Source organism: Streptomyces liliiviolaceus (assembly GCF_018070025.1).
Taxonomy (GTDB): domain Bacteria; phylum Actinomycetota; class Actinomycetes; order Streptomycetales; family Streptomycetaceae; genus Streptomyces; species Streptomyces liliiviolaceus.
The window spans coordinates 5957161-5978887 of the sequence record NZ_JAGPYQ010000001.1 but is presented as its reverse complement, the minus strand read 5'-3'; the positions used below and the strand labels follow the sequence as shown (position 1 = coordinate 5978887).

At 72.8% G+C, this 21727-nt stretch carries 21 protein-coding genes; 9 read left to right on the top strand and 12 right to left on the bottom strand.

Features of this window, described 5'->3' with window-relative positions:
• Positions 1–18 precede the first annotated feature (18 nt).
• Positions 19–411, bottom strand: coding sequence for a hypothetical protein (locus J8N05_RS26060; protein ID WP_210886582.1), 393 nt, complete (start codon positions 409–411; stop codon positions 19–21).
• Positions 412–526: 115 nt separating this feature from the next.
• On the opposite strand from J8N05_RS26060, the gene J8N05_RS26055 reads away from it, so the two are divergent.
• Complete coding sequence (locus J8N05_RS26055) at positions 527–1141, top strand: TetR/AcrR family transcriptional regulator (RefSeq protein ID WP_210886580.1); 615 nt, start codon at positions 527–529, stop codon at positions 1139–1141.
• Positions 1138–2496 carry an MFS transporter gene (locus J8N05_RS26050; protein ID WP_210886578.1) on the top strand — a complete coding sequence of 453 codons (1359 nt, stop codon included), beginning with the start codon at positions 1138–1140 and terminating at the stop codon, positions 2494–2496. The genes J8N05_RS26055 and J8N05_RS26050 overlap by 4 nt, the downstream gene beginning before the upstream one ends.
• A gap of 39 nt (positions 2497–2535) precedes the next feature.
• On the opposite strand, the gene J8N05_RS26045 is transcribed toward J8N05_RS26050, so the two are convergent.
• Together J8N05_RS26045 and J8N05_RS26040 are read right to left on the bottom strand one after the other, a co-directional pair.
• On the bottom strand, positions 2536–3798 hold the full coding sequence (locus tag J8N05_RS26045; RefSeq protein ID WP_210886576.1) for a damage-control phosphatase ARMT1 family protein: 1263 nt from the start codon (positions 3796–3798) through the stop codon (positions 2536–2538).
• Between the two features lie 62 nt (positions 3799–3860).
• Positions 3861–5276, bottom strand: a complete 1416-nt coding sequence (locus tag J8N05_RS26040) for a S1 family peptidase (protein WP_210886574.1) — start codon at positions 5274–5276, stop codon at positions 3861–3863.
• A gap of 288 nt (positions 5277–5564) precedes the next feature.
• Here J8N05_RS26040 and J8N05_RS26035 point away from each other — a divergent pair, with 288 nt between their 5' ends.
• Complete coding sequence (locus tag J8N05_RS26035; RefSeq protein WP_210886572.1) at positions 5565–6599, top strand: alpha/beta fold hydrolase; 1035 nt, start codon at positions 5565–5567, stop codon at positions 6597–6599.
• Here the strand turns inward: J8N05_RS26035 and J8N05_RS26030 are convergent.
• Positions 6559–7251, bottom strand: a complete 693-nt coding sequence (locus J8N05_RS26030; RefSeq protein WP_210886570.1) for a response regulator transcription factor — start codon at positions 7249–7251, stop codon at positions 6559–6561. The two genes, J8N05_RS26035 and J8N05_RS26030, sit on opposite strands and share 41 nt — an antisense overlap.
• 179 nt (positions 7252–7430) lie before the next feature.
• Between J8N05_RS26030 and J8N05_RS26025 the strand changes: the two genes are divergently transcribed.
• Together J8N05_RS26025 and J8N05_RS26020 are read left to right on the top strand one after the other, a co-directional pair.
• Entirely contained in the window at positions 7431–8342 is a 912-nt protein-coding gene (locus J8N05_RS26025) for an ABC transporter ATP-binding protein (protein WP_210886567.1), read from the top strand.
• Positions 8339–9217, top strand: a complete 879-nt coding sequence (locus J8N05_RS26020) for an ABC transporter permease subunit (protein ID WP_247706490.1) — start codon at positions 8339–8341, stop codon at positions 9215–9217. The genes J8N05_RS26025 and J8N05_RS26020 overlap by 4 nt, the downstream gene beginning before the upstream one ends.
• Positions 9218–9270: 53 nt before the next feature.
• Here the strand turns inward: J8N05_RS26020 and J8N05_RS26015 are convergent, their stop codons facing one another.
• The 5 genes from J8N05_RS26015 to J8N05_RS25990 all read right to left on the bottom strand — a co-directional run bounded on the left by J8N05_RS26015 (position 9271) and on the right by J8N05_RS25990 (position 13109).
• Positions 9271–9801 carry a hypothetical protein gene (locus J8N05_RS26015; RefSeq protein WP_210886565.1) on the bottom strand — a complete coding sequence of 177 codons (531 nt, stop codon included), beginning with the start codon at positions 9799–9801 and terminating at the stop codon, positions 9271–9273.
• A 102-nt stretch (positions 9802–9903) separates the two neighbouring features.
• Positions 9904–10785, bottom strand: a complete 882-nt coding sequence (locus J8N05_RS26010; RefSeq protein ID WP_247706489.1) for a class F sortase — start codon at positions 10783–10785, stop codon at positions 9904–9906.
• Positions 10775–11386 carry a hypothetical protein gene (locus tag J8N05_RS26000; protein ID WP_210886564.1) on the bottom strand — a complete coding sequence of 204 codons (612 nt, stop codon included), beginning with the start codon at positions 11384–11386 and terminating at the stop codon, positions 10775–10777. Before J8N05_RS26000 ends, J8N05_RS26010 begins: the two co-directional genes overlap by 11 nt.
• Positions 11387–11556: 170 nt before the next feature.
• On the bottom strand, positions 11557–12033 hold the full coding sequence (locus tag J8N05_RS25995) for a GNAT family N-acetyltransferase (RefSeq protein WP_210886562.1): 477 nt from the start codon (positions 12031–12033) through the stop codon (positions 11557–11559).
• Positions 12034–12068: 35 nt separating this feature from the next.
• A complete protein-coding gene (locus tag J8N05_RS25990; RefSeq protein ID WP_210890386.1) occupies positions 12069–13109 on the bottom strand; it encodes a zinc-binding alcohol dehydrogenase family protein in 1041 nt (346 codons plus the stop codon).
• Positions 13110–13424: 315 nt separating this feature from the next.
• Between J8N05_RS25990 and J8N05_RS25985 the strand changes: the two genes are divergently transcribed.
• Positions 13425–15677 carry a zinc metalloprotease gene (locus tag J8N05_RS25985; protein WP_210886560.1) on the top strand — a complete coding sequence of 751 codons (2253 nt, stop codon included), beginning with the start codon at positions 13425–13427 and terminating at the stop codon, positions 15675–15677.
• 129 nt (positions 15678–15806) lie between these two features.
• On the top strand, positions 15807–16382 hold the full coding sequence (locus J8N05_RS25980) for a hypothetical protein (RefSeq protein WP_210886558.1): 576 nt from the start codon (positions 15807–15809) through the stop codon (positions 16380–16382).
• Positions 16383–16419: 37 nt separating this feature from the next.
• Here the strand turns inward: J8N05_RS25980 and J8N05_RS25975 are convergent, their stop codons facing one another.
• Positions 16420–17058 carry a DUF6010 family protein gene (locus tag J8N05_RS25975; RefSeq protein ID WP_210886557.1) on the bottom strand — a complete coding sequence of 213 codons (639 nt, stop codon included), beginning with the start codon at positions 17056–17058 and terminating at the stop codon, positions 16420–16422.
• A gap of 289 nt (positions 17059–17347) precedes the next feature.
• Here J8N05_RS25975 and J8N05_RS25970 point away from each other — a divergent pair, with 289 nt between their 5' ends.
• Positions 17348–18643 carry a sensor histidine kinase gene (locus J8N05_RS25970; RefSeq protein ID WP_247706488.1) on the top strand — a complete coding sequence of 432 codons (1296 nt, stop codon included), beginning with the start codon at positions 17348–17350 and terminating at the stop codon, positions 18641–18643.
• Entirely contained in the window at positions 18640–19245 is a 606-nt protein-coding gene (locus J8N05_RS25965; RefSeq protein ID WP_210886555.1) for a response regulator transcription factor, read from the top strand. The genes J8N05_RS25970 and J8N05_RS25965 overlap by 4 nt, the downstream gene beginning before the upstream one ends.
• A 34-nt stretch (positions 19246–19279) precedes the next feature.
• Here the strand turns inward: J8N05_RS25965 and J8N05_RS25960 are convergent, their stop codons facing one another.
• Both J8N05_RS25960 and J8N05_RS25955 read right to left on the bottom strand, forming a co-directional pair.
• On the bottom strand, positions 19280–20881 hold the full coding sequence (locus tag J8N05_RS25960) for an ABC transporter ATP-binding protein (RefSeq protein ID WP_210886554.1): 1602 nt from the start codon (positions 20879–20881) through the stop codon (positions 19280–19282).
• The gene (locus J8N05_RS25955) at positions 20878–21708 is read right to left on the bottom strand and encodes an ABC transporter permease (RefSeq protein ID WP_247706487.1); all 831 of its coding nucleotides are present in this window, start codon (positions 21706–21708) and stop codon (positions 20878–20880) included. Before J8N05_RS25955 ends, J8N05_RS25960 begins: the two co-directional genes overlap by 4 nt.
• Between the last annotated feature and the right edge of the window lie 19 nt (positions 21709–21727).

Sequence of the window (21727 nt, the reverse complement as noted above, 5' to 3'; positions counted from 1 at the left end):
CGTGACACGGACGCCGGTCTAGATCCGCTGCACTTGGAGGACATGGAGATCGGGGGCCCCGCGGACGGGCGGCAGCGCGGGCACGCGCGCCGCCGTGGCCGCGGGCGCCACGACGGGCATCCGGGGCGCCACCGCGGGCAGCGGATGGGCGCCCACCGGCAGCACGGCCCGCGCCTCGTGCGTGGGCAGCCCGCAGCACTGGTCGTGCTTCGTCGGGGAGGCCAGCCGTTCGTGCGGGACGGAGACGGTGACCACGGGCGCCGCGGCCGGAGCGGCCCTGCCGTGCGTCGGCACGTACCCGAGGCAGGCCACCAGCACCGCGAGCAGTACGCCGAGCAGCACGGCCGGGGCAGGGCACGGCGCCGCGTCGCGGGTGACGCGGCGCGCTCGCTGTGACGTCCGGCTGCTCATCCCCGTGATGGTATGCGCTGCCTGTGACAGCCCTCCCGGTACCCCGCACAAAGACGAACCGCCCTCTCTCACCCACGAGTAGACACTGTCTACGCAGGACTGGTAGACAGTGTCTATGAGTGAACGGGAAGCGGCAGCGGCAACGAAAGCCGGATCGGGACAGGGCGAAGGAGGGCTGCGGGCCCGGCTCGTGGCCGTCGGCGTGGAACTGGTGACCCAGGAGGGCGCACAGGCCCTGTCCCTGCGGGAGATCGCCCGCCGGGCCGGGGTCTCGCACGGCGCGCCCCGCCGCTACTTCCCGACGCACCTGGAGCTGCTGTCCGCGATCGCGCGGGAGGGCTTCGCCGAACTGGGAGCCGAGGCAGCCGCGGAACTGCGAGATGACCGGAAGGGCCCGAGGGCCCAACTCGCCGCGCTGGCACGGATCTACGTCGACTACGCGCTGACCCACCGCGGCATGTACGAGCTGATGTTCCGCCACGACCTGCTGGAGAGCAACCGCCTGGGCCTGCGCGAGACCAGCCTCCCGCTCTTCGAGGCCATGGCGGACCTGGTGGGCCGGGCCCGCCCCGACGTACGGGCCCCGGAGGTCGCGGGCGCCCTCTGGGCCAACCTGCACGGCGTCGCACAGCTGTGGGGCTGGGGAAGTCTCCGGCTCGCCACGGGAGCGGACGGCGTCGAACCCTTCGTACGGGCCGCTCTGGACGCCCACCTCGGGCCGGAGCGGTGAACGCGGTGCTCCGGCAACGCCTCACGCTCGCCGCCGGTGTCACGGGAGCCGCGGTCGTGGCCCTCGACGGCACCGTGACGACCGTCGCGCAGCCCACCCTGCGCCGCGACCTCGACGCCTCGTTCGTGCAGGTCCAGTGGATCAGCACCGGCTATCTCATCGCGGTCGCCTGTCTGCTGGTCTTCGCCGGCCGGCTCGGCGACCGCCACGGGCACCGACGGGTCTTCGCCCTCGGCGTGTTCGGCTTCGCCCTGGCCTCGGCGGCCCTCGGCCTGGCGCCCGGCATCGGCTGGGTCATCGCCCTGCGTGTCGTCCAGGGGGTCTTCGGGGCGCTGCTGCAGCCGGCCACCCTGGGCATGCTCCGTGCCGCGTATCCGCCCGACCGGCTCGGCATGCCCGTCGCCCTGCGCACCAGCGCGATCGGAGCGGCCGCCGCGCTCGGCCCTCTCCTCGGCGGCGCGCTGATCACGCACTTCGGCTGGCGGTGGGTCTTCTTCCTGAGCGTGATACCCGCGGTGGCGGCGGGCGCTGTCGCCCTCGCCGTCCGCATGCCTGCGCCCACCTCGGAGGTACGGCTGGACCTGCCCGGCGCGGGCCTCCTGGCGGTGACGCTGATCTGTCTGGTCCACACCCTGGTCGCTCTGCCGGGCTCCGGCGCGACCGCCGCCACCGGTCTCGGCGTCCTCTGCACGACGGCCGCCTGCGCCGCCTTCGTCCGCCACGAACGCCGTACGGCCGAACCGCTGATCCCGCCCGATGTGTTCCGCTCGACGACGGTCACCTCGGCGCTCGGAGCGCTGGTGGTGGTGTCGGCGGCGATGTTCGGCACGCTGTTCCTCGGCACGTACTACCTCCAGGACGTGCGGGGCCTGGACCCTCTGCAGAGCAGTCTGCACGCGCTGCCGCTCGCCCTCATGATGGTCGCCGGCGCACCCCTGTCCACGGTCCTGTTCCGCCGCTTCGGCCCGCGCCGGACCGTCATGGCGGGCGCGGCCCTCGTCGCCCTCGCCACCCTGCTGATGTCCCGCCTGGACCGGACGTCGGGCTCCATGGCGATCGGCTGCTGTTTCCTGCTCCTCGGTGCCGGTTTCGTGGCCGTGATGGTCACCGCCACCGCGGTCCTCGTACGCGCGGCGTCCGTCGAGGTCGCGGGGGTGTCGGGCGGGCTCCAGCAGACCGCGATGAACATCGGGCCGATGCTGGGAGTGGCCCTGGCCACGGTGTTCAGACCGGCCGACGTCTCGACGACCGGCGCCGCGCTGCTCGTCCTCGCCGCCGTGGCGGCGCTCGGCGCGCTGTCGGCCACCGGCCTGCCCGCCACGTCGGACGACGGAAGGCCGGCGGTCAGGGTCTGACCTGGATCGGCGTCTGCCGAGGAGGCGGTCCGGCCCGGATCAGCGCCTGACCTGGATCAGGGCGTGCGTCCCGCTCGTACGCCAGGACTCCGCGCCCGCGTCCAGTTCCGCCAGGGTGCCGGGAGCCAGCCCGGTCACGACGTCGCACTTGAGCGTCCGCAGGGCCGCCACCGGGCCCGGGAAGTACGCGGTGGCCGCGGCGAACGGCGTGGTGGCGGGCCAGTGCCGGTCGCCCACCAGGCGGCGGTAGTTGAGGTCGCCCTTCATGACGGTGAGCGTGGCGGACGCGAAATCCTCCCGGAGGTCGGTGGGCATCCGGTCGTAGGGGTGCGGCGCGCAGAAGAAGGGGTGGCCGCGCAGGACCAGCCGCCCGTCGCCGACGGCGTCCCGCAGCCGTGCGCCGATCTCCGCCGCCCGGCCGGACGCCCCGGTCAGCCGGTCGAGACAGGCGAGCGTGTCGGTGGTGGTGGCGTCGGAGACGTAGTACGGGTACGGCTTGAGGTGCAGGACGACGGAGGCTGCCCGGCCGGTGGTCAGCAGATGGTCGGCGAGGACGAGGTCGGGGAGCAGTTCGGGACCGGCGTTGTCGGCGACGAGACACACCTTGCCGGGAGCGCCGGAACCGCCGGGACCGCCTGGCTCTCCTGGTCCGCTTGTCTCTCCGTGCCCCCCTGTCTCTCCGGTCGCGAGGAGGTCCCACAGCGCGTCCGAGTCGTCGACGACGAGCCCCTGGACCCGGTCGCCCAACCCGGCCTCTCCCGCGGACAGTTGGAAGCCGAGGTCGGCCCGGTTGCCCCAGAGGGAGGAGAGCAGGAGCGTACGGTCCTGCTCGTCCGGCGGCAGATCGGGGAGGCGGTCGAGCGCGGACAGCTCGTCGTCGACCTTGGAGCCCGCGAGTTCGGCGTTCTTGAAGGGGGCGAAGGGGTCGATGCCCAGCCAGGGGCCCGGAGCGAAGTGCCGCAGGGCGGCCAGGAGTTTGCGGTAGAAGAAGCTCTCCGCCCAGAGGAACGGCACGTCCGCCCAGCGCTGCCCGTAGTACGGCTCGTCCCGCCACAGGCCCGCGCCCGGCTCCTCGTCGTCCAGCCGCTCGACGGACCCCTTGGTGATCTCGTCGAGGAGGGCGTCCAGTGCGCGCTGGTGCTCGGGCGGGTACGGGGTGGCCCGCCGGACGCGCTCGACGAGGGCCGGGTGCCGCTCGTCCAGCACGCTGCGGGCGAAGGAGCCCGGGGTGCCGACGACCACGGGGGCGGAGGGGGCGGCGTCGACGGGGGCTCGGCCGGTGTCCTGACTGGAGTGCGTCATGGCCCCAGTAAACCGCCCGTGCCTGCCTGCCCGCTTGCCTGCCGCGGCACGGCGGGCAGGTGTCAGCCCCAGCTCTGCGAGTACTGGTTGCGGTAGCGCTTGCGGCCCCGCTCCGAACGGATCCGTAGGGCCACCAGCGCGAGCAGGCTCCCCGCGATGACGAACAGCCCGGGGCCGAGGTTCCGGTACTCGCCGAGCCGTTCCAGTGCCGAGGCGGCGTTGTCGGTCTGCCCCTGGGTGCCCGTGTCAGCCGGTCCCATGGCCCCGGGCAGGGCCGCCCCGGGAGCGGTCGAGGACGTGCTGGGCGGTACCGCGGCGGCTGCGTCGTTGTCCGTGCCGCCGTCGGTGGCGGCGGACGGGGGCGTGCCCTGACCGGCCGCCGCGGGATCGATCGTCAGCTTCACGCCGAGCGAGTCCAGCGCCTTGGTCACCGGCTGGAAGAACGTCGTACCGCCGGACTGGCAGTCCCCGCTGCCGCCCGAGGTGACGCCCATGGCCAGTCCGTCGGCGAACATCGGGCCACCGCTGTCGCCCGGTTCGGCGCACACCGTCGTCTCGATGAGCCCGGTGACCGTGCCCTGCGGGTAGTTCACCGTCGCGTTCAGGCCGGTCACCTGGCCGGACTGGAGGCCGGTCGTGCTGCCGCTGCGGAAGACCTTCTGGCCGACGGCCGGATCGGCCGCTCCGATGATCCGCACCCCCTGGCCGTTGCCGACCGTCACGATGTCGGCGCCGCTGAGGGCGGTGCCGGCGTTGTACTGCACGAGTGAGAAGTCACCGCCGGGGAACGAGCCGGAGACGGTCGAGCCGACCGACTCGGCTCCCTGCTGGTCGGAGAACCACGAGGTCCCCACGGGTCCGCAGTGGCCGGCCGTGAGGATGAAGTCGGTCTGTCCGTTGGTCACGTTGAAGCCCGCCGAACAGCGTCCCGAGCCCGCGAAGAGCGCGTCCGCGCCGTTCAGCCGCGGGGTGAACGTGCCCTCGGTCCGCTCCATGCGCACGGAGGCGCCGATATCCTCGGCGACCGCGGTCAGCCGGGCCCACGCGGCCTTGGAGACGGTGGTGTCGGCGCGGACCACCACCTGGTTGGTCGCGTAGTCCATCGCCCAGGAGGTACCGGCCACCTTGGGCGCGTCCTTCAGCGCCTCGGTGGCGGACTTCAGGTCCTTCATGGTGTAGCGGACGACCTTGGCCACGGCGCCGCCCTCGCGTACCTCGGCTGCGGCCTTCTCGTCGGTCACCGCGACGACCGGGCGCCCCTTGGCGTCGATCCAGCTGCCCGCCGTGCGCGAGGTGCCCAGTTCGGAGACCAGTTCCTGTCCCGTGCGGGCGGCCCGCGTCTCGGCGTTGGGAGCCTTCGTGCCGTCCGACGAGGTCTCGCTCGCCATGGCCTGCGTGACCATCAGCCCTCCGCAGGCCAGCCCGCCGATGGCGGCGAACCGTGCGATTCGCTGAACATTCCGTCGTGCATGCCTCATTCACGGCTCCCGTGCGACTGTCCTGACACAGCGTCACTCCTGTTGCGGGCGTACCCGCGAGGTGAACGCCCTCCTTCAGTACGTGCCGTCGCGCGGTCCGGTTCACCGAGCCGCCCGGCCGTTCGGAGTCGGCGTGAACCCGCCGGTCGTCCGGGCCGGGCCGCGCGACACGTTTTGCCGAAACGGCAAGGTCCCTCGCCGCTCGGCGGAGGCACCCGCATGATCGGCGGCAGAGTGCTGAGCCGTTCGGCGGCTCGGCGCTCGGGACAGTCGGAGCGAGGAGGACGTATGTCGCAGGAAGCCAGCCCGTTCACCCCGGCGGGCGCCACGCATCGGACGGTGGACGTTCCCGGTGGCCGGATCCACCTGGTCGAACAGGGCACCGGCCCGCTGGTCCTGCTGGTCCACGGCTTTCCGGAACTGTGGCACTCATGGCGCCACCAGCTCCCCGCGCTCGCAGCGGCGGGCTACCGGGCGGTCGCCATCGACGTACGCGGCTACGGGCGCTCCTCGGCGCCCGACGACGTGGAGGCGTACCGGATCGGGGCCCATGTCGAGGACAACGTGGCGGTCGTCCACGCGCTCGGCGAGGAGACCGCGGTGATCGTCGGCCACGACTGGGGCTCGACCATCGCCGCCGACTCCGCGCTGCTCAGGCCCGACGTCTTCACCGCCGTCGGCCTGCTCGGGGTGCCGTACGCGCCCCGGGGCGGTATGAGGCCGACCGACGTCTTCGCGATGATCGGCGGGGACGAGGAGTTCTACGTCAGCCACTTCCAGGAGCCGGGCCGCGCGGAGGCGGAGATCGAGCCGGACGTACGGGGATGGCTCGCCGGCTTCTACGCGACGCTGGCCGGCGACACGATGCCCGCGTCGGGCGAGGGCGCGGGATCGGGCGCGGTGTTCTTCGTCCCGAAGGGCGGCAGGCTCTCGGACCGGTTCGTGAAGGACCGCCCGTCCTGGCTCACGGCCGAGGAACTCGACTTCTGTGCCGCCGAGTTCGAGCGGACCGGCTTCACAGGAGCGCTGAACCGCTACCGCAGCATGGACCGGGACTGGGAGGACCTCGCCGACTTCGACGGCGCCCCCCTCACCCAGCCGTCGCTCTTCGTAGCGGGTGAACTCGACGCGTCCATCGCCTGGTTGGCCGACGCGATCAAGGCGTTCCCCGACACGCTGCCCGGTCTGGTCTCCTCGCACCTCGTCGAGGGGTCCGGCCACTGGGTCCAGCAGGAGCGACCCGAGGAGGTCAACCGCCTCCTGACCGACTGGCTGCGGTCCCTCAGCGGCCCGACTCCACCAGCCCCGACTCGTACGCGATGATCACGAGCCGAACCCGGTCCCGGGCGTCCAGCTTGGTGAGGAGCCGGGACACATAGGTCTTGGCGGTGGCGACGCTGATGGAGAGGCGCTCGGCGATCTCGGTGTTGGACAGCCCGCCGCCGACGAGCGCCAGGACTTCGCGCTCGCGCCCGGTGATGCCGCCGACCCCGCGCGCGGAAGGGACCGCGTTCGGGGTCGCGTTCGGGGGCGCTGACACCGGGCGGTCGGCGAAATCCCTGATGAGACGGCGGGTGACACTCGGTGCGAGCAGGCCGTCCCCGGTGGCGACGACCCGGATCGCGTCGAGGATGTCCTCCAGAGCCATGTCCTTGACGAGGAAACCGGCCGCGCCCGCCCTGAGCGCCCCGTAGAGGCAGTCGTCGTCATCGAAGGTGGTGAGGACGATGACATGGGTGACATGGGTGGCGCCGGAGCCGCGCGTGATCAGCCGGGTGGCCTCGATGCCGTCCATGCCGGGCATCCGGATGTCCATCACCACGACGTCCGGGCGCTCCTTCTCGGTGAGCGCCACCGCCTCGGCACCGGTTCCGGCCTCCCCGACCACCTCCAGACCGGACTCGTCGGCGATCACCATGCGCAGCGCGGTACGGACGAGGGGCTGGTCGTCGGCGAGTACGACGCGGACGGTCACCGCACATCTGCCGGTGGAGGCAGCGCAGGACGAGGGGTGGCGGACATGCGCCGATCGTAACCACCCGCTCCCGGCGGGACATCCGACCGTGGGCGTACATCCCCGGCCGACACCGGCCCGCCCGATTGTCGGCGCGGGCCGGATGCCCGACCACCCCCCTTCCGGCCACCGTTGAGCACATGATCGAAGTCAATGAACTGACGAAGCGATACGGCGACACCACCGCCGTCGACACGCTGAGCTTCACCGTGCGGCCCGGACACGTCACCGGGTTCCTCGGCCCGAACGGTGCCGGCAAGAGCACCACCCTGCGGATCGTCCTCGGCCTGAACGAGCCCACCGGCGGCTCCGTCACCGTCGACGGCCGCCACTTCCGGGACCGGCCGCGCGGACTGCGCCACGTCGGCGCGCTGCTGGACGCTCACGACGTGCACGGCGGCCGTACCGCGCGGACGCACCTGTACGTACTGGCCCGGTCCAACCGCATTCCCCGTCGCAGAGCGGACGAGGTGCTGGAGGAAGTGGGCCTCGCGGGCGCGTCCCGACGCCGGATCGGCGGATTCTCCCTCGGGATGAAACAGCGGCTCGGCATCGCGGCGGCGCTGCTCGGCGACCCACCGGTGCTGCTCTTCGACGAACCCCTCAACGGGCTCGACCCGGAGGGCGTGAAGTGGCTGCGGGGACTGGTGCGCCGGTTGGCGAGCGAGGGCCGTACCGTGCTGGTCTCCAGCCATCTGATGTCGGAGATGGAGAACACCGCGGACCACCTGGTCGTCATCGGCCGCGGCTCGCTGATCGCCGCCGAGAGCCTGGCCGGATTCGCGGCCCGCGGCACCCGCCCGAGCGTGACGGTACGGACCCCCGACCTCACGGCACTCACGGAACTGCTGACGGGGGAGGGGGCGGAGGTGCTTCGACAGGGGACGGACACGCTGACGGTGACCGGCCTGCGCGCCGACCGCATCGGTGAACTCGCCCTACGGCACCGGGTGTTGCTGCACGAGCTGTCCACCCGGTCCGCGTCCCTGGAGGAGGCCTTCATGGAACTCACCGCGGACAGCGTCGACCATGTCGCGGGAGCGGGCCGATGACCGACACGGCCGGCGTCGACAGCACGGCCGCGGGTACGGTCGCGGGCACGGCCGTACGGGGTCAGGTCGCCGAGCCCCGCGCCCGGTTCCGCGACCTCGTCGCCGCCGAGTGGACCAAGTGGTGGTCGCTGCGCTCCAGCGGCTGGGCCCTGGTGGCCACCGCGCTGACCGTCGTCGGCTTCAACGTGGGCATGGCCTATGACACGTACCGCTACTGGTCGGAGCGGGACACGGCCTCACGGGCCGACTTCGTCCGGGACGGCATCCCCCTGTCCATCGCGTTCTCCACGGACGCCGCCATGCTGCTGATGCTGGCCCTCAGCGCCATCGGGGCCTCGGTGATCGTCGGCGAGTACAGGACCGGGCTGATCCGTACGACGTTCGCCGCCGTACCGGCCCGCCGCCCGGTGATGGCGGCGAAGGTGTGCGTGGTCGCGGCCGTCACGACGGTGTTCGGGGCGGTCGTCTCCGCGGCCTCGTTCGGCCTGACCCAGGCCGTCCTGTCGGGCCGGGGCGCCGGTGTGGCGATCGACCACCCCGGCGCCCTGCGTCTCGTCGTGGCATCCGCGCTTCTCGCGCCGGTGTCCGCGCTCGTCGGTCTGGCGCTCGGGGCTGTCCTGCGGCACAGCGCGGCCACCATGACGGCCAACGTGGTGGTCCTCCTGCTGCTGCCCCTGATCTTCAGCGCCGACCGACACTGGGCGGCCGTCGTCGACCACGCCCTGCCGGCGGGAGCGTGGAACCGGCTGACGGCCGTCGGTCACCAGCCGGTCGCCCACCCGTGGACGGCCGGCGGGGCGTGGACCGTCTACGCGGTCTGGGCCGTGGTCGCGGCGGTCGTCGCGGTGGCGTCCGTACACCGCCGTGACCAGTGAGGGGCTGGATCGGGCGGGACCGTCCTGCCGTTGCCGGCCGCCGGTGACGGGCTTCAGACCCGTGTCCCGTGCAGGGCGGTGCGGGCGACGCCGACGAAGTCCACGACCGACTCCCAGAACGGGGCGTAGCAGTCGTTGAACCGCCGGCCCGCGTCCTCCTCACCGGCGATCATCGCGTCGAGCGCGCGGTAGTTGGCGCTGGTGGAGCGGCGCACCCGGTCCGCGGCCGACGCGACCTCCGGCGGGCCCTCCAGATCCGCCACCCAGACCCGCTGGCGCAGCACCGCGTACTCGCCGCGCAGCCGGACCCGCAGTTCCCGCAGGGCGGCCAGCCGTTCGTCGGGGTCACCGATCTCGTGTGCGTCGGTGACCGTCCAGTACAGGTCGCCCATGCGCTGGGCCTGTTCGATGAGGTCGACATACGCCGCGCGGCGGGCGGCCCTGAGGCCGTCCGCCTGTACGGTCGCGGCGGCCGCGTCCGCCTGGATGCGGGCCGCGCGTGCGGTGCCGCGGCTGGTCACCCAGCTCGCGAGCACCGCGGTCGCGGCCGTCAGCGCGGCCACCCACAGAGTGCTGTCGCCCATACCGAAACGGCCCCGTCCCTCGCCCGGCAGGCGGGAATTTGACGACAGGGCCCAGCCCCGTTGCCCCCTCGCCCCGCAGGAGTGTGGCACGGGTGACAACAACTAGGCGCGGCGGGAGGGTTCCAGAGTGTTCGTCAGATGGGCGAAGACGACGACATTGCTCTTGTAGCCGGACCGCCGGTCGTACACGCCTCCGCAGGTGATCAGCCGCAGCTCCGGACGCTTTCGCGCGCCGTAGACCTCCCGGCTGGGGAAGCGTGCCTTCGCGTACATGCGGACGGCGTCCACCGTGTAGACGGCCGTACGTCCGTCGGCGCGCCGGGCCTCGACGAGCCGACCGGGTTTCAAGGTGCTCAAGCCGGCGAAGACGGCGGGTCCGGTACGGGTGTCCAGATGGCCGACCACCACGGCGGTGCCCGCCTCTCCCGGTGACGGCCCGCCCTCGTACCAGCCGGCCAGTCTGGGCTTGTCGACCGGCGGGGTGGTGAGCTGGCGGCGCCGGTCAAGGCCCAGCCCGATGACCGGGGCCTCCAGACGGAGATCCGGGATGCTCAGGCTCGTGGGCTTGGAACGGTCGAGCGTGCGCGGCTGCTGGACCGGCCTGGGGCGTTGGGGCGGCCGGGATGTCCGTGGTGGCCGAGCCGGCTCGGCCGGCCGGGGTGGCTGGGACGACCGGGGTGGTGGAGGCGGCGGGGCCGACGGGCGTCGCGGGGGAGGAGGGGGCGGCGGGCTGGGACGGCTGACGGGGGGTCGTACGGGAGTGGGGGCGCGCCGGGGCTCCGGTGCCGCGGCGGCGGGCGGACCCGAGGACGCCTTCGCGTCCCCGGGTTCCACCGCCGGGGCGGCGGCCGGCCCAGCGGGCCGGCCGTCGTCCTCGGACCACCAGATGCAGCCCATCACCAGCGAGAACGCCAGAACCGCGGTTCTCGTCAGGCGGTAGGCACGCGTGCGGTACCAGGGCCTGGGCGCGCGCCTACGCGGCACCGTCGGACCGGCGACGCAGCTGCCGGAGGTAGACGAAGCCGGACACGCCGACCAGGCCCACCGCTCCGGCGGCGGCGACCGTCGACACGGTCGGCGTCTCCGCGAGACCGCCGCCGCCCGCGGGTACGGCGCCCTTGGGGGTCTGCGGCTTGGCGTCCGGCTTGACCGCCGCGTCCGGCTTGCAGTCGACCTTGAACACCTTCGACTTGCCCGCACCCGACCCGCCGAGGATCTTCCAGGTGAGCTTGTACTGGCCGTCCGGCAGCGCCAGCGTGTCCGTGTAGCCGGTGCCGATCGGAAGGGTCAGGGTGCCGTTGAGCGTGGCGCTGGCCGAGGCGGCCGGCTGTGGCTCGATCGTCCACGTGATCCCCTGCACGCCGTCGAAGTTGAAGGCGGCCAGATAGAACTTGCAGACCTTCGCCTCCGTACGCTGATCGGTGGGGGACGTCGTCTCCGCGTGGATCTTGACGTCGCCGTTGTCGCCGGGGGCGGCGTGGGCGGCCGGTGCCCCGAGGAGGGCGGCGCCCGCGAGGGCGACCGTGGAGAGGGCTGCGGCGCCGGTGCGGACGCTGACGGAGCGGGTGAGCGGTGAGGCGGGCATACGAAGTCCTCCGAGCGGAATGATTGTCGTACAAATCGGTTGTGCATCCGACTCCCTTTCACATCCGACGATGGGAAACGCGCCGCACCGCTGATACGACGTCAGGAATCCCCCGTCCGGACCAACGTTCCGCTACCGTGCGGCACCCCGAACGGACCCGCGCGCCCGCCTCAGACGTGCCCGTGTCGCAGCCAGACGTACTCGACCGGCTGGCCCGTGTTCCAGGACGCGGCCGACTCCGCGTCGACCGGTTCGAAGCCCGCTCCGCGGTAGCAGCGCAGGGCTGGGGTGTTCCGCGGGTGGACCCGCATGCAGACCTCCGAGAGCCCCGTCTGCAGCGCCTCCGCCAGCAGACCCCGGACCAGCATTCGGCCCAGGCCCCGTCCGCGGACCCCGGGTGCCACGATGATCCGAGCCAGTTCGACCTCGTCCTCCTCGGCGTCGAGCCACAACTCCCCGTATGCGAAGGGCTGTTCATCCGCCACAAGGGCGTAGGCCGCCACGTCCGGCTCCCGCTGCCATGCCGAGACCGTCCGCTGCGTCACCGGGAACTCCCGTGCTCCGCACCACATCAGCGCCTCCGTCGACGTGGCCGGCCAACTCGCCACCAAGGAGGCGTGGTGGGGATCGAAGGGGCTGAAGCGCATCGGGGAACTCCGTCCTCGTGAGGAGCGGGATGGGCTCAGCGCCAGGGGCCGCCGTCGTCGACCAGGACGGCCGCCCCGTCGAAGCGGCCCGCCTTGAGGTCCTTCAGCGCCTCCGGGGCCTGCGACATCGGATACGGATGGGTCGTGGCACGTACCCCGTGGCGCTCCGCGAGGGCCAGGAAGTCCCGGGCGTCCGCACGGGTGTTGGACGTGACGCTGCGGATCTCCTTCTCGTAGAACAACTCGCGTTCGTAGTCGAGCGACGGCACGTCACTGAGGTGGATGCCCGCGATCGAGAGGACCCCGCCCCGGTCCAGGGCGCGCAGTGCCACGGGCACCAGATCGCCGACCGGAGCGAAGAGGATCGCGCTGTCCAGCGGCTCCGGAGGCGCGTCGTACGCCCCCGCCGCCGACGCGGCGCCCAGGTCGAGGGCCAGTCGCCGGGCGGCCGGATCCCGGGTCAGCACATGCACGGTCGCGCCCTGCGCGAGCGCCACCTGCGCGCAGAGGTGGGCGCTGCCCCCGAACCCGTACAGGCCCAGGCGCCCGCCGGGCGGCAGGGCGGCGCGGAGCAGTGCGCGGTGTCCGATGATGCCCGCGCACAGCAGCGGGGCCAGCGCGATGTCGTCGAGGCCGTCGAGGCCGTCGGGCAGCGGGTGGGCGAAGGCGGCCGGCACGGTCGTGTACTGGGCGTAGCCGCCGTCGGTGTCCCAGCCGGTGTAGCGGGAGTCCGGGCAGAGGTTCTCCGCCCCGCGCAGACAGTAGGCGCAGGTGCCGTCGGTACGGCGCAGCCAGGCCACCCCGACCCGGTCGCCGACGCTGTGCCCGGTGACCTCCGCACCCATCCCCGCCACCCGCCCGACGACCTCGTGACCGGGTGTCACCCGCGCCCGGCGCACCGGCAGATCGCCCTCGGCGACATGCAGATCCGTGCGGCACACACCGCAGGCGCCGACGCGGACGAGGAGTTCGTCGGGGCCCGGCACGGGCACCGGTTTCTCGACGAGCCGCAGCGGCCCGCTCTCGACCGCCCCGCTCTCGACCGGGCCTGGCTCGGCCACCTCCCAGGCGTACATCGTGCCCGTGTCCGCAGTCACGTCGCCCATCACGTCCCCAGTCATGTCCCCATTCTGCGAGGAGAGTCCGCGTGACGCCCTGGACGTGGCGTGAGTGGGGGCGCAGACACCTCCTGACGAACCGCTTTCACCTGCAGAACCAGCCGTCGGACGGTCCCGTCGTATTTCTGCGGGACAACGGAAAGGATCGTTGACGCGGCGCGGGCGCGGTGCCAACGTGCTCGCACCAGTCCTTCCGGCCGGTCGGGACCAGGGTGGCGTCGCGCGGACGCCACCCGTTGCACGGCGTGTCGAGCGAACGGAGGGCTTGTCGCCATGTCAACAGCCAGCGGAGACCCGACGACGGGGACGGCCGACTTCTCGGCGACACCCCTGGCCGACACCTCTTTCCCCGAGGAGTGGGAGAGCGGTCAGGAGAGCGACCGGGGCGAGTACGCCACCGAAGCGGGCGCGACGGAACGCGCCACGGCGGACGGCACGGAACGCGGCACGGAGCAGCGTCAGCCCGCCGGCGGACCGGCCGCCCGCGCCGAGTCCGGTGCCGCACTCCCGGCCCACCGCCCCACCCGCGGCCGCTACCGCGGCATCAGCGGCGGCTACGAACTGACCCTGCGCGTGGACGTCGACAGCGTCCCCGGCGGCCCGAAGGTCCTGCGGAAGGTCAGCGGCGACTTCTCCAGCACGGGCGGCGGTACGCAGGCGTACTTCGGCTCGTTCGTCGTGGACGCGCCCTCCGTCTCCTGGACTTCGACCCAGGTCGTCATCAGGGGAATCGCCTCCTACACCTGGCAGACCGCGTACACACTCGTGCGGGTCACCGTCCCGCGCAGCAGGACGAACCAGCGGCCCGGCGCCGCGACCGTCGAATTCCTGCGCCCGCCAAGCCAGTTGGGTGCCACCTACGTCTGCCCGTACGTCTCGCCGCACTTCCGTACCGTCGAGTGGGAGCAGGACTCCGTCACCGGGGCCGTGCCCTTCCTCTCGTACGACACCGGATCGCTGCCGCAGCCCGCCAACAGCCCCGCCCGGATCCTCACCGTGCCGCGGGCCTACGCCGAGGCCGGTATCGAGCTGCTGGTCTCCGGCACCGCGAACGTCATCGCGAACAGCCAGAACGGCTGGACCAACACCGAACTCCACGCCGCCATGGAGACCAACTTCAGCCTCTGGCGCAACGCCCCGCAGTGGAAACTGTGGCTGCTGGTCGCCAGCAGCTACGAAGGCATGGCGGGCGTGCGCGGCATCATGTTCGACGCTGCCGACTCCTTCCAGCGACAGGGCTGCGCGGTCTTCTACGACCTGATCCAGGGCGCCGGCCCCGAAGAACAACGCGCCATGCTGCGCACGTACGTCCATGAGATCGGCCATGCCTTCAACCTGCTGCACTCCTGGCAGAAGAACCTGGCCACGCCGCCGGCCCCGCTCGGCGGCAACAACGGCTTCGCGGACCTGTCGTGGATGAACTACCCGCAGAACTACCAGCCGTTGAACGGGAACGGCGGAGCGGCCGCCTACTGGGGCGCCTTCCCCTTCCAGTTCACCGACAACGAGCAGATGCATCTGCGGCACGGCTTCTACCGGGACGTCGTCATGGGCGCCAACGCGTTCGCCACCGGTGCCGCCGATGTCGAACCGGCACTCTTCGACGAGCCCCTCACCGACGAGTCCGGCCTGCGCCTCGGTCTGCGCGCCGACAAGAGCGGCCTCGCTTTCGGCGAACCGGTGGTCGTGGAGCTGAAGTTGGAGACGACCGACCTGCGAGGCCGTGCCACCCACAACCACCTCCACCCGGACGACGAACTCGTCAGCATCGCCATCCGGCAGCCCTCCGGACGTACCGTGCTCTACCGGCCGCTGCTGCGCCGCTGCGTCGACCAGGACCAGACCGTGCGCCTGGACGCCGGCCGGCCCGCGATCTACAGCAGCGCCTACATCGGCTACGGCCGCGACGGGCACTACTTCCAGCAGCCGGGCACCTACCAGCTGCGGGCCGCCTACCTGGCCTCCGACGGGTCCCGGATCGTCTCGCCGGTGCTGCGGCTCGACGTACGGCATCCGGTCAGCCAGGCCGACCTCCGGCTCGCCGAGCTGATGATGGGGGAGGAACAGGGCAAGATCCTCGCCCTGCGCGGCTCCGACTCGCCGTCACTGCGGTCCGGCAACGACGCGCTCCAGGAGGTCATCGAGCGGCACGGCACCCACCCCTTCGCCGTGTACGCGCGCCTCGCCAAGGGCCTCAACTTCGAGCACGAGTTCAAGAGCCTGAGCCCGGACAAGACCGAACTGACCGTACGGCCCCCGGACCCCAAGTCCGGGATCGAACAGCTCGCCCAGGTCGTGAAGGTCTCCCAGCAGGGCAAGGGCGTCGACAACCTGACGCTCAACCTGGCCTCACGGCGCCTCGCCCGCGCCTACGCCCGCCAGGGCGACCTCGAAGAGGCCAACACCACGCTCGACCGGCTGGTCCGGCACTTCGACACACCCGCGTTCAAGCCGTTCGTCAAGGACGCCGTACGCGACCAGGTCGATTCCACGAAGGCGCGGCTCACCGAGGAGTTCGGCGGCTGACCCCGGCCGGCCCGCGCCCGGAAGGGCGCTCACGGGACACCCCTCTGCCCGTGAGCGCCCTTTCCGGTCCCCGGGACGGTACAACTGTGCGAACGGGTTCAGGTACGGCCACAGGAAGGAAGCCGTCGCGTGATCGACCTCGTCCTGTACGGGCCGAGCGGGCCCCAGCCCCTCGGCCTCCCGGCCCCCGTGCGGGTGGAGCTCCGCAACACCGGCGGCCATCACCTGTGGATCGCGGGAGTGCTCGACGGCTCCGAGAACGGACTGCGCTTCCCGCGCTACCGACCGACGATCACGCGAGCCGGTGAAGGTGAAGGTGAGGGGGAGGGAGACGTCGGGGGCGGGGGCGAGGACGCAGGTTCCGCCGGGTCCGGCGCCGTCGTGGCGTCCCCCGCACCGGCCGAGGACCCCCTCGTCGGCCCGCTGCGCCCGGCGGACCTGCGCACACTGGCGCCGGGCGAGTCGTGGGACCCGACCTCGGGCCCCGGCTGCCTGCCCCTCATGACCTTCGCGCACTTCGCCCCCCGACGACCCGGCCGCTACCGCTACACCCTCACGCTCGACACCGACGCCGCCCGGCTGGAGGACTGGCTGGGCGGCTTCGGCGTGCCCGTCGGCAGCGCGCGGGAGGACCTTCTGGCCCTCGTCGCGCGAGTGCCCCGTACGAGCGTGGTGGCGGACCCGGTGGAGGTGGACTTCCGCTGAGCGGCACTGACCGGCACTGACCGGCACGCACAGTCACTCACAGCAGGAAGAGCAGTTGCACGGCGACCAGGACGTCCACCACCGCGCACCACTCCGCGAACGTGGGGGAGACGACCTGGTCGAGCCTGCTATGCCTGAGGTGGACGAAGTCCCAGACGCCGTGGAAGAACCAGCCGGCCGCCACGAGGTAACGGCCCAGGTCGGGGTCGACCGCCAGACCCACCAGGGCGAGCGCGCCGAAGACGAGTGTCCCCGCGGCCTGCACCCCGAAGACGGTCCGCCCGTGCGGAGTTCCGCGCACCGCGCCCCACACCAGGACCGCCAGGGCGAGCGTGACCAGCGCGACGGGCTGCGAGACCAGGTCCTGCGCCCGCAGGCCCACCACGACGGCGAGGCCCAGCCCCAGCACGGGCCAGGTCGCCCGTGGCCGACCGAGCTGATGGGTGATCACGTACAGCAGCGGCAGGAGGGGCAGGGCGTCCCCGAACGCGCTCACGCTGTCGGCCGGATCGCCCGAGCCGCCGTCGGCCGACATGAGGAGCACGAGCGCCACGGCCAGGAACGTCGGCCAGCGCCGCTTGAGCAGTTCGGCGGGCCGCCACCACGGCGACGTCCTGCCGGACGCCGTGTCGGGTTCCGGGTCGATGGGGGCGGTCGCGGTGGACGTGGCGGTCATGGCGACTCCAGGTGGTGGGACGTACGGGCAGGAGGTTTTCGACGCCTTCACACTGCGCCGGACCGGTCAGCCGCCAGTAGTGCCGAACCCGTATGCGCACAGGTGGAGTTGTCACGTGCGCGGATGACATCTGTCATGTCGGGACGGGCCGTGACGACACTCCGCCCGACGGGCCCGTGTCGGCGACAATGGCCGGATGCGGGACGGGGAGAACGCTCACGGGACCGGACCGACCGGACCGACCGGACTGACCGGGCTCCGGCGCCACACGTGGTGGACCGTGCCGGGCATGGCCGCCGGCGTCCAGCTTCTCTTCGTCGGGGAGTGGATCCTCGACGAGGACGTCTCCCGCTGGGCCCGGGGCCCGGCCGCCGTCGCGCTGGCGGTCGAGGTGGTGGCGAGCGTGGTGCTCCTCACCCGCCGGCTGGCACTCCTCCCCAGGGCGGACGCGAGCCCCAGGGCGGACGCGAGCCCCGGGGCGGACGCGAGCCCCGGGGCGGACGCGAGCCCCGGGGCGGGCGCGAGCCCCGAAGCGGGCATGAGCCCCGGCGCGGGGCCGCCCGTGGGCTGGCTGATCACCGCGTGCGCGGCCGGGACCGTGCTGGCCGTGTGCGCGCTCGCCGTACGCAACTACGGGCTGTGGGCGGTGGCGCCCGCCACGGTGGTGGCGATCGTCGCGACCTACCTCGCACCGCGGGCCAGACGGCCGCTGATCATCGGTTCGGTGCTCTTCGCGCTCCTGCCCGGCGCTGTCGTCAGCCTGGCCGCCCAGGACGGCGAGTTGGCGCACGCCGCGCTCTTCCCGGCCGGGCTGGTCGCGTTCACCGTCTGGGTGCTGCTCGGCCCCCTGTGGGCCTGGGACACCGCGCGGCGCCTCGACGAGGCGCGTCGGCTGGAGGCGGAGCTGGCGGTGAAGGACGAGCGGCTCAGGTTCGCCGCAGACCTGCACGACATCCAGGGACATCACCTTCAAGTCATCGCCCTGAAAAGCGAGTTGGCGGAACGGCTGGTGGACGCCGACCCGGAGCGCGCCGCCGCCGAGATGCGCGAGGTGCGGCAGCTGGCCGCCGACACGCTGAGCGACACGAGGGCCGTGGTGCAGGGCTACCGGCGGACGACCCTGGACGACGAGATCACCAACGCGACCCGCGTACTCGCCGCCGCGGGCATCGACGCGCGCACGACCCTCGAACGGACGACGGCCGCCGACGGACTTCCCGAGCCGGTACGCCATCTGCTGGGCCTGGTGATGCGGGAGGCCACCACCAACGTGCTCCGGCACAGCCGGGCCCGGCACGCGGAGGTCGACTACCGGGTCACCGGCGGCCTCGCCCGGCTGCGGGTGAGCAACGACGGCGCCGACGAGCCACCGGACACCGCCCGGCACCCGGCCCGGGGCACCGGGCTGCCTTCACTGGGGGAGCGACTGCGCGTGGCCGAAGGCGAGTTGACCTGGCACCGCGACGGCGAACACTTCGCGGTCACCGCCCTGCTGCCGATCGGGCCGGCCACAGCGGCCGGACCGGTCGCTCCCGGGACGGCAGAGGCCGGCCCGGCCGTCCCCGGGAACGGAGCGGCACGTTGATCCGCCTGCTGATCGCCGACGACGAGGACCTCCTCAGAAGCGCCCTGGTGGCACTGCTCGGACTGGAACACGACCTCACCGTGGTCGCCGAGGCCGCCACCTCCACCGACGCGGTGCGGCTGGCCCGCGAGCACCGCCCCGACATCGCCGTCCTCGACCTGGAGATGCCGCCCACCGACGGACTGCGGGCCGCCGAGGAGATCCGGGCCGCCGTACCGCCCACACGGATCGTCCTGGTCACCCGGCACGCCCGCCCCGCCGTGCTGCGCCGCGCCCTGACCGCGGGCGTCCGCGGGTTCGTCCCCAAGACCACCTCGGCGGCCGTGCTCGCCGGGATCATCCGCGACATCGCCGCGGGCCGCCGTTACGTCGACCCGGACATCGCCGCCTCCGCGCTCACCGAGGACGACTGCCCCCTCACCGACCGCGAACTGGAGGTCCTGCGCGCCGCCCGCACCGGCGCCTCGGTCGTCCAGATCGCCGCCGCGGTCCATCTGGCCCCCGGCACGGTCCGCAACTACCTCTCCGCCGCCATGTCCAAGCTGGGCACACCGACCCGGCACGCCGCCGCCCACCACGCCTGGCAGCAGGGCTGGATCTGAACGAGGCCGGTGCTGGGCCCGGCACCGGCCTCGTTCAGACCTGCCCCGCCGGCCGAACCGACGACTTCACAGCCGACTTCACCGTCGCGTTCGCAGCCGACTGCGCCGACGACTCGACCAGCGACACGGTGAACGGATGCGCGGGCGCCGTGAGAACGTCCCGCGCCGGTCCCTGTTCGACCACCTCACCGCCGTCCAGCACGGCGATCCGCGTGGCGAGCCGGGCCGTGTCGAGGTCGTGGGTGATGAGGACGAGGGAGAGGTCGTCACGGTCGCGGAGCAGTGTGGCGAGCAGGTCGAGGAGGCCCCGGCGGGTGACCGTGTCGAGCCCGGACGTGAGCTCGTCGCACACCAGGACCCGCGGCCGTGCGAGCAGTGCCCTGGCGAGCGCGGCCCGCTGGAGCTCGCCGCCGGACAGCCGGGCGGGGACGCGGGCCGCCAACTCTTCGCTCAGACCGAGGCTTTCGAGGGTCGCCGACGCCTCCGCCCGTGCCTCCGGGGCGGCAACCCCGCGCAGTCTCACCGCCGTTCGGGCCACCTGGTCCAGGACGGGCCGGTGCTCGTCGAAGGAGGCGCGCGCGTCCTGGAAGACGTACTGCACGGCCGCGAGGCGCTCCCGTCCCCGGTCCCGCAGACTGCGCGGGAGCGCGACCCCGTCGAGCAGCACCTGGCCCTCGTACGTGCGATGGAGTCCGGCGAGGCAGCGGGCGAGGGTCGTCTTGCCGCTGCCCGAACGGCCGAGCACGGCGAGGCATTCGCCGGGGTGCACGGCGAATTCCGGGACGCGCAGTACCTCGGCACCGGGCCGGTGGCGGGCCCGGAGTCCTTGCACCCGCAGTACGGCCTCCGAGTGAGGGCCGTGCCGAGCGGGCTCCGCCAACGGCTGCTGTACGTACAGGAGTTGACGTGTCCAGGGATGGGTGGGGGCCAGCCACACCCGTTCCGTCGGGCCCGACTCCACGACCCCGCCGTCCCGCATCACCAGCACCTCGTCGGCGAGCGCGCGTACCGTCTCCAGGTCGTGGCTGAGCAGGACCACCCCGATCCCGCGCGCGGCGACCGCCGCCAGCTCGTCCACGACCCGGCGTCTGGTGAGCGCGTCCTGACCGGTGGTGGGCTCGTCCGCGACGACGACCCGGGCACCGAGCAGCAACGCCTGCGCGAGGACCAGCCGTTGCTGCTGACCGCCCGAGAGCTGATGCGGGAAGCGCCGCAACAATGTCTCCCCACTGTCCAGTTGGGCCGCCTCCAAGGCGTCGAGGACTCGCTTCCGTGCCGCCGGGACCCGCTCGCGGCGAGGCATCGCACGCACCTGACCGCGCGCGATGTCGTGCAGCAGCGCCCCCACCCGCCGCGCGGGATTGAGCACGGTCGCCGGATGCTGCGGGACGTGACCGACCAATGCCTCCGCCACCCGTACGGAACCCTCGACGCGCGCCCCGTGCGGGAACTCGCCCAGCAGCGCACGCCCCGTGGTCGTCTTCCCGCTGCCGGAGGCCCCGACCAGCGCGGTCACCCTCCCCGGCAGCACCCGCAGGCTCACCCCGTCGACGATGCGTCTACCGCCGACCTCCACGGTCAGCCCGTCGATCTCCGCCACCGGCAAGGGCTCGTCCGCACGGCTCGGCCCGTTCATGAACGCGGTCCCTTCCTGAGTGCCGAGCCCTTTGACGCCGAGTCCCCGAGCGCCGCGTCGCACAGCAGGTTGCAGCCCATGGTCAGGGCCACGATCAGCAGCGCCGGGACGACCACGGCCCAGGGCTGTACGAAAAGCCCCGTACGGTTGCGGTCCACCATCACCGCCCAGTCGGCCGCGTCCGGTGCCACCCCGATGCCCAGGAACGCGGCCGTGGCCACCAGATACAGGACACCCGTCAGCCGTACCCCCGCGTCGGCGGCGAGCGGGCGCAGGATCGACCGGCCGACATGGCCCACGGCGATACGCCACCACGACTCGCCCTGCATCCGCAGCGCCTCCACCGCCGGCCGGGAGGCCACGTCGGCGGCTGCGGCCCGGACGATCCGCGCGGCGTCCGGGATGTTCACGAGCGCCACCAGCAGCGCGAGCCCGGTGGCGCCGGGCGGGAACACGGAGGCCACCAGCAGGATCATCAGCAGGGACGGTACGGCGAGCAGCACGTCCAACGGCCGCATCAGTGTCTCCTCCAGCCAGGTTCTGTGCGTCAGCGCACCGATCAGCCCGAGCGGCAGCGCCACGAGATACGCCAGCGCCGTCGCCGTGAGCGCGACGACCACCACGGGCCGGCCGCCGAGCAGCACCTGCCGCCACACGTCACGCCCCACGAAGTCCGTGCCCAGCCAGTGCCCGTCCCCGAGCGTGAACGAGGCGGCCCGCGGTCCGGGCCCGCCCGCGAGCAGCGGCCCGCACAGGGCGAGCACGAGCGGCACACCCACCAGGACGGCCCCGAGCGCGAAACGCCCGAGCGGCAGTCCACCGCGCACAGATCTCACCCGGCCAAGA

Excerpts from the sequence above, each read along its gene's own strand:
- J8N05_RS26060 (WP_210886582.1), bottom strand. The coding sequence starts at position 411 with ATGAGCAGCCGGACGTCACAGCGAGCGCGCCGCGTCACCCGCGACGCG.
- J8N05_RS25995 (WP_210886562.1), bottom strand. The coding sequence starts at position 12,033 with ATGCGCTTCAGCCCCTTCGATCCCCACCACGCCTCCTTGGTGGCGAGT.
- J8N05_RS26020 (WP_247706490.1), top strand. The coding sequence starts at position 8,339 with ATGACCGACACGGCCGGCGTCGACAGCACGGCCGCGGGTACGGTCGCG.
- J8N05_RS26015 (WP_210886565.1), bottom strand. The coding sequence starts at position 9,801 with ATGGGCGACAGCACTCTGTGGGTGGCCGCGCTGACGGCCGCGACCGCG.
- J8N05_RS26045 (WP_210886576.1), bottom strand. The coding sequence starts at position 3,798 with ATGACGCACTCCAGTCAGGACACCGGCCGAGCCCCCGTCGACGCCGCC.
- J8N05_RS25970 (WP_247706488.1), top strand. The coding sequence starts at position 17,348 with ATGGCCGCCGGCGTCCAGCTTCTCTTCGTCGGGGAGTGGATCCTCGAC.
- J8N05_RS26025 (WP_210886567.1), top strand. The coding sequence starts at position 7,431 with ATGATCGAAGTCAATGAACTGACGAAGCGATACGGCGACACCACCGCC.
- J8N05_RS25990 (WP_210890386.1), bottom strand. The coding sequence starts at position 13,109 with ATGTACGCCTGGGAGGTGGCCGAGCCAGGCCCGGTCGAGAGCGGGGCG.
- J8N05_RS26055 (WP_210886580.1), top strand. The coding sequence starts at position 527 with ATGAGTGAACGGGAAGCGGCAGCGGCAACGAAAGCCGGATCGGGACAG.
- J8N05_RS25960 (WP_210886554.1), bottom strand. The coding sequence starts at position 20,881 with ATGAACGGGCCGAGCCGTGCGGACGAGCCCTTGCCGGTGGCGGAGATC.
- J8N05_RS26000 (WP_210886564.1), bottom strand. The coding sequence starts at position 11,386 with ATGCCCGCCTCACCGCTCACCCGCTCCGTCAGCGTCCGCACCGGCGCC.
- J8N05_RS25975 (WP_210886557.1), bottom strand. The coding sequence starts at position 17,058 with ATGACCGCCACGTCCACCGCGACCGCCCCCATCGACCCGGAACCCGAC.
- J8N05_RS26040 (WP_210886574.1), bottom strand. The coding sequence starts at position 5,276 with ATGAGGCATGCACGACGGAATGTTCAGCGAATCGCACGGTTCGCCGCC.
- J8N05_RS26035 (WP_210886572.1), top strand. The coding sequence starts at position 5,565 with ATGTCGCAGGAAGCCAGCCCGTTCACCCCGGCGGGCGCCACGCATCGG.
- J8N05_RS25985 (WP_210886560.1), top strand. The coding sequence starts at position 13,425 with ATGTCAACAGCCAGCGGAGACCCGACGACGGGGACGGCCGACTTCTCG.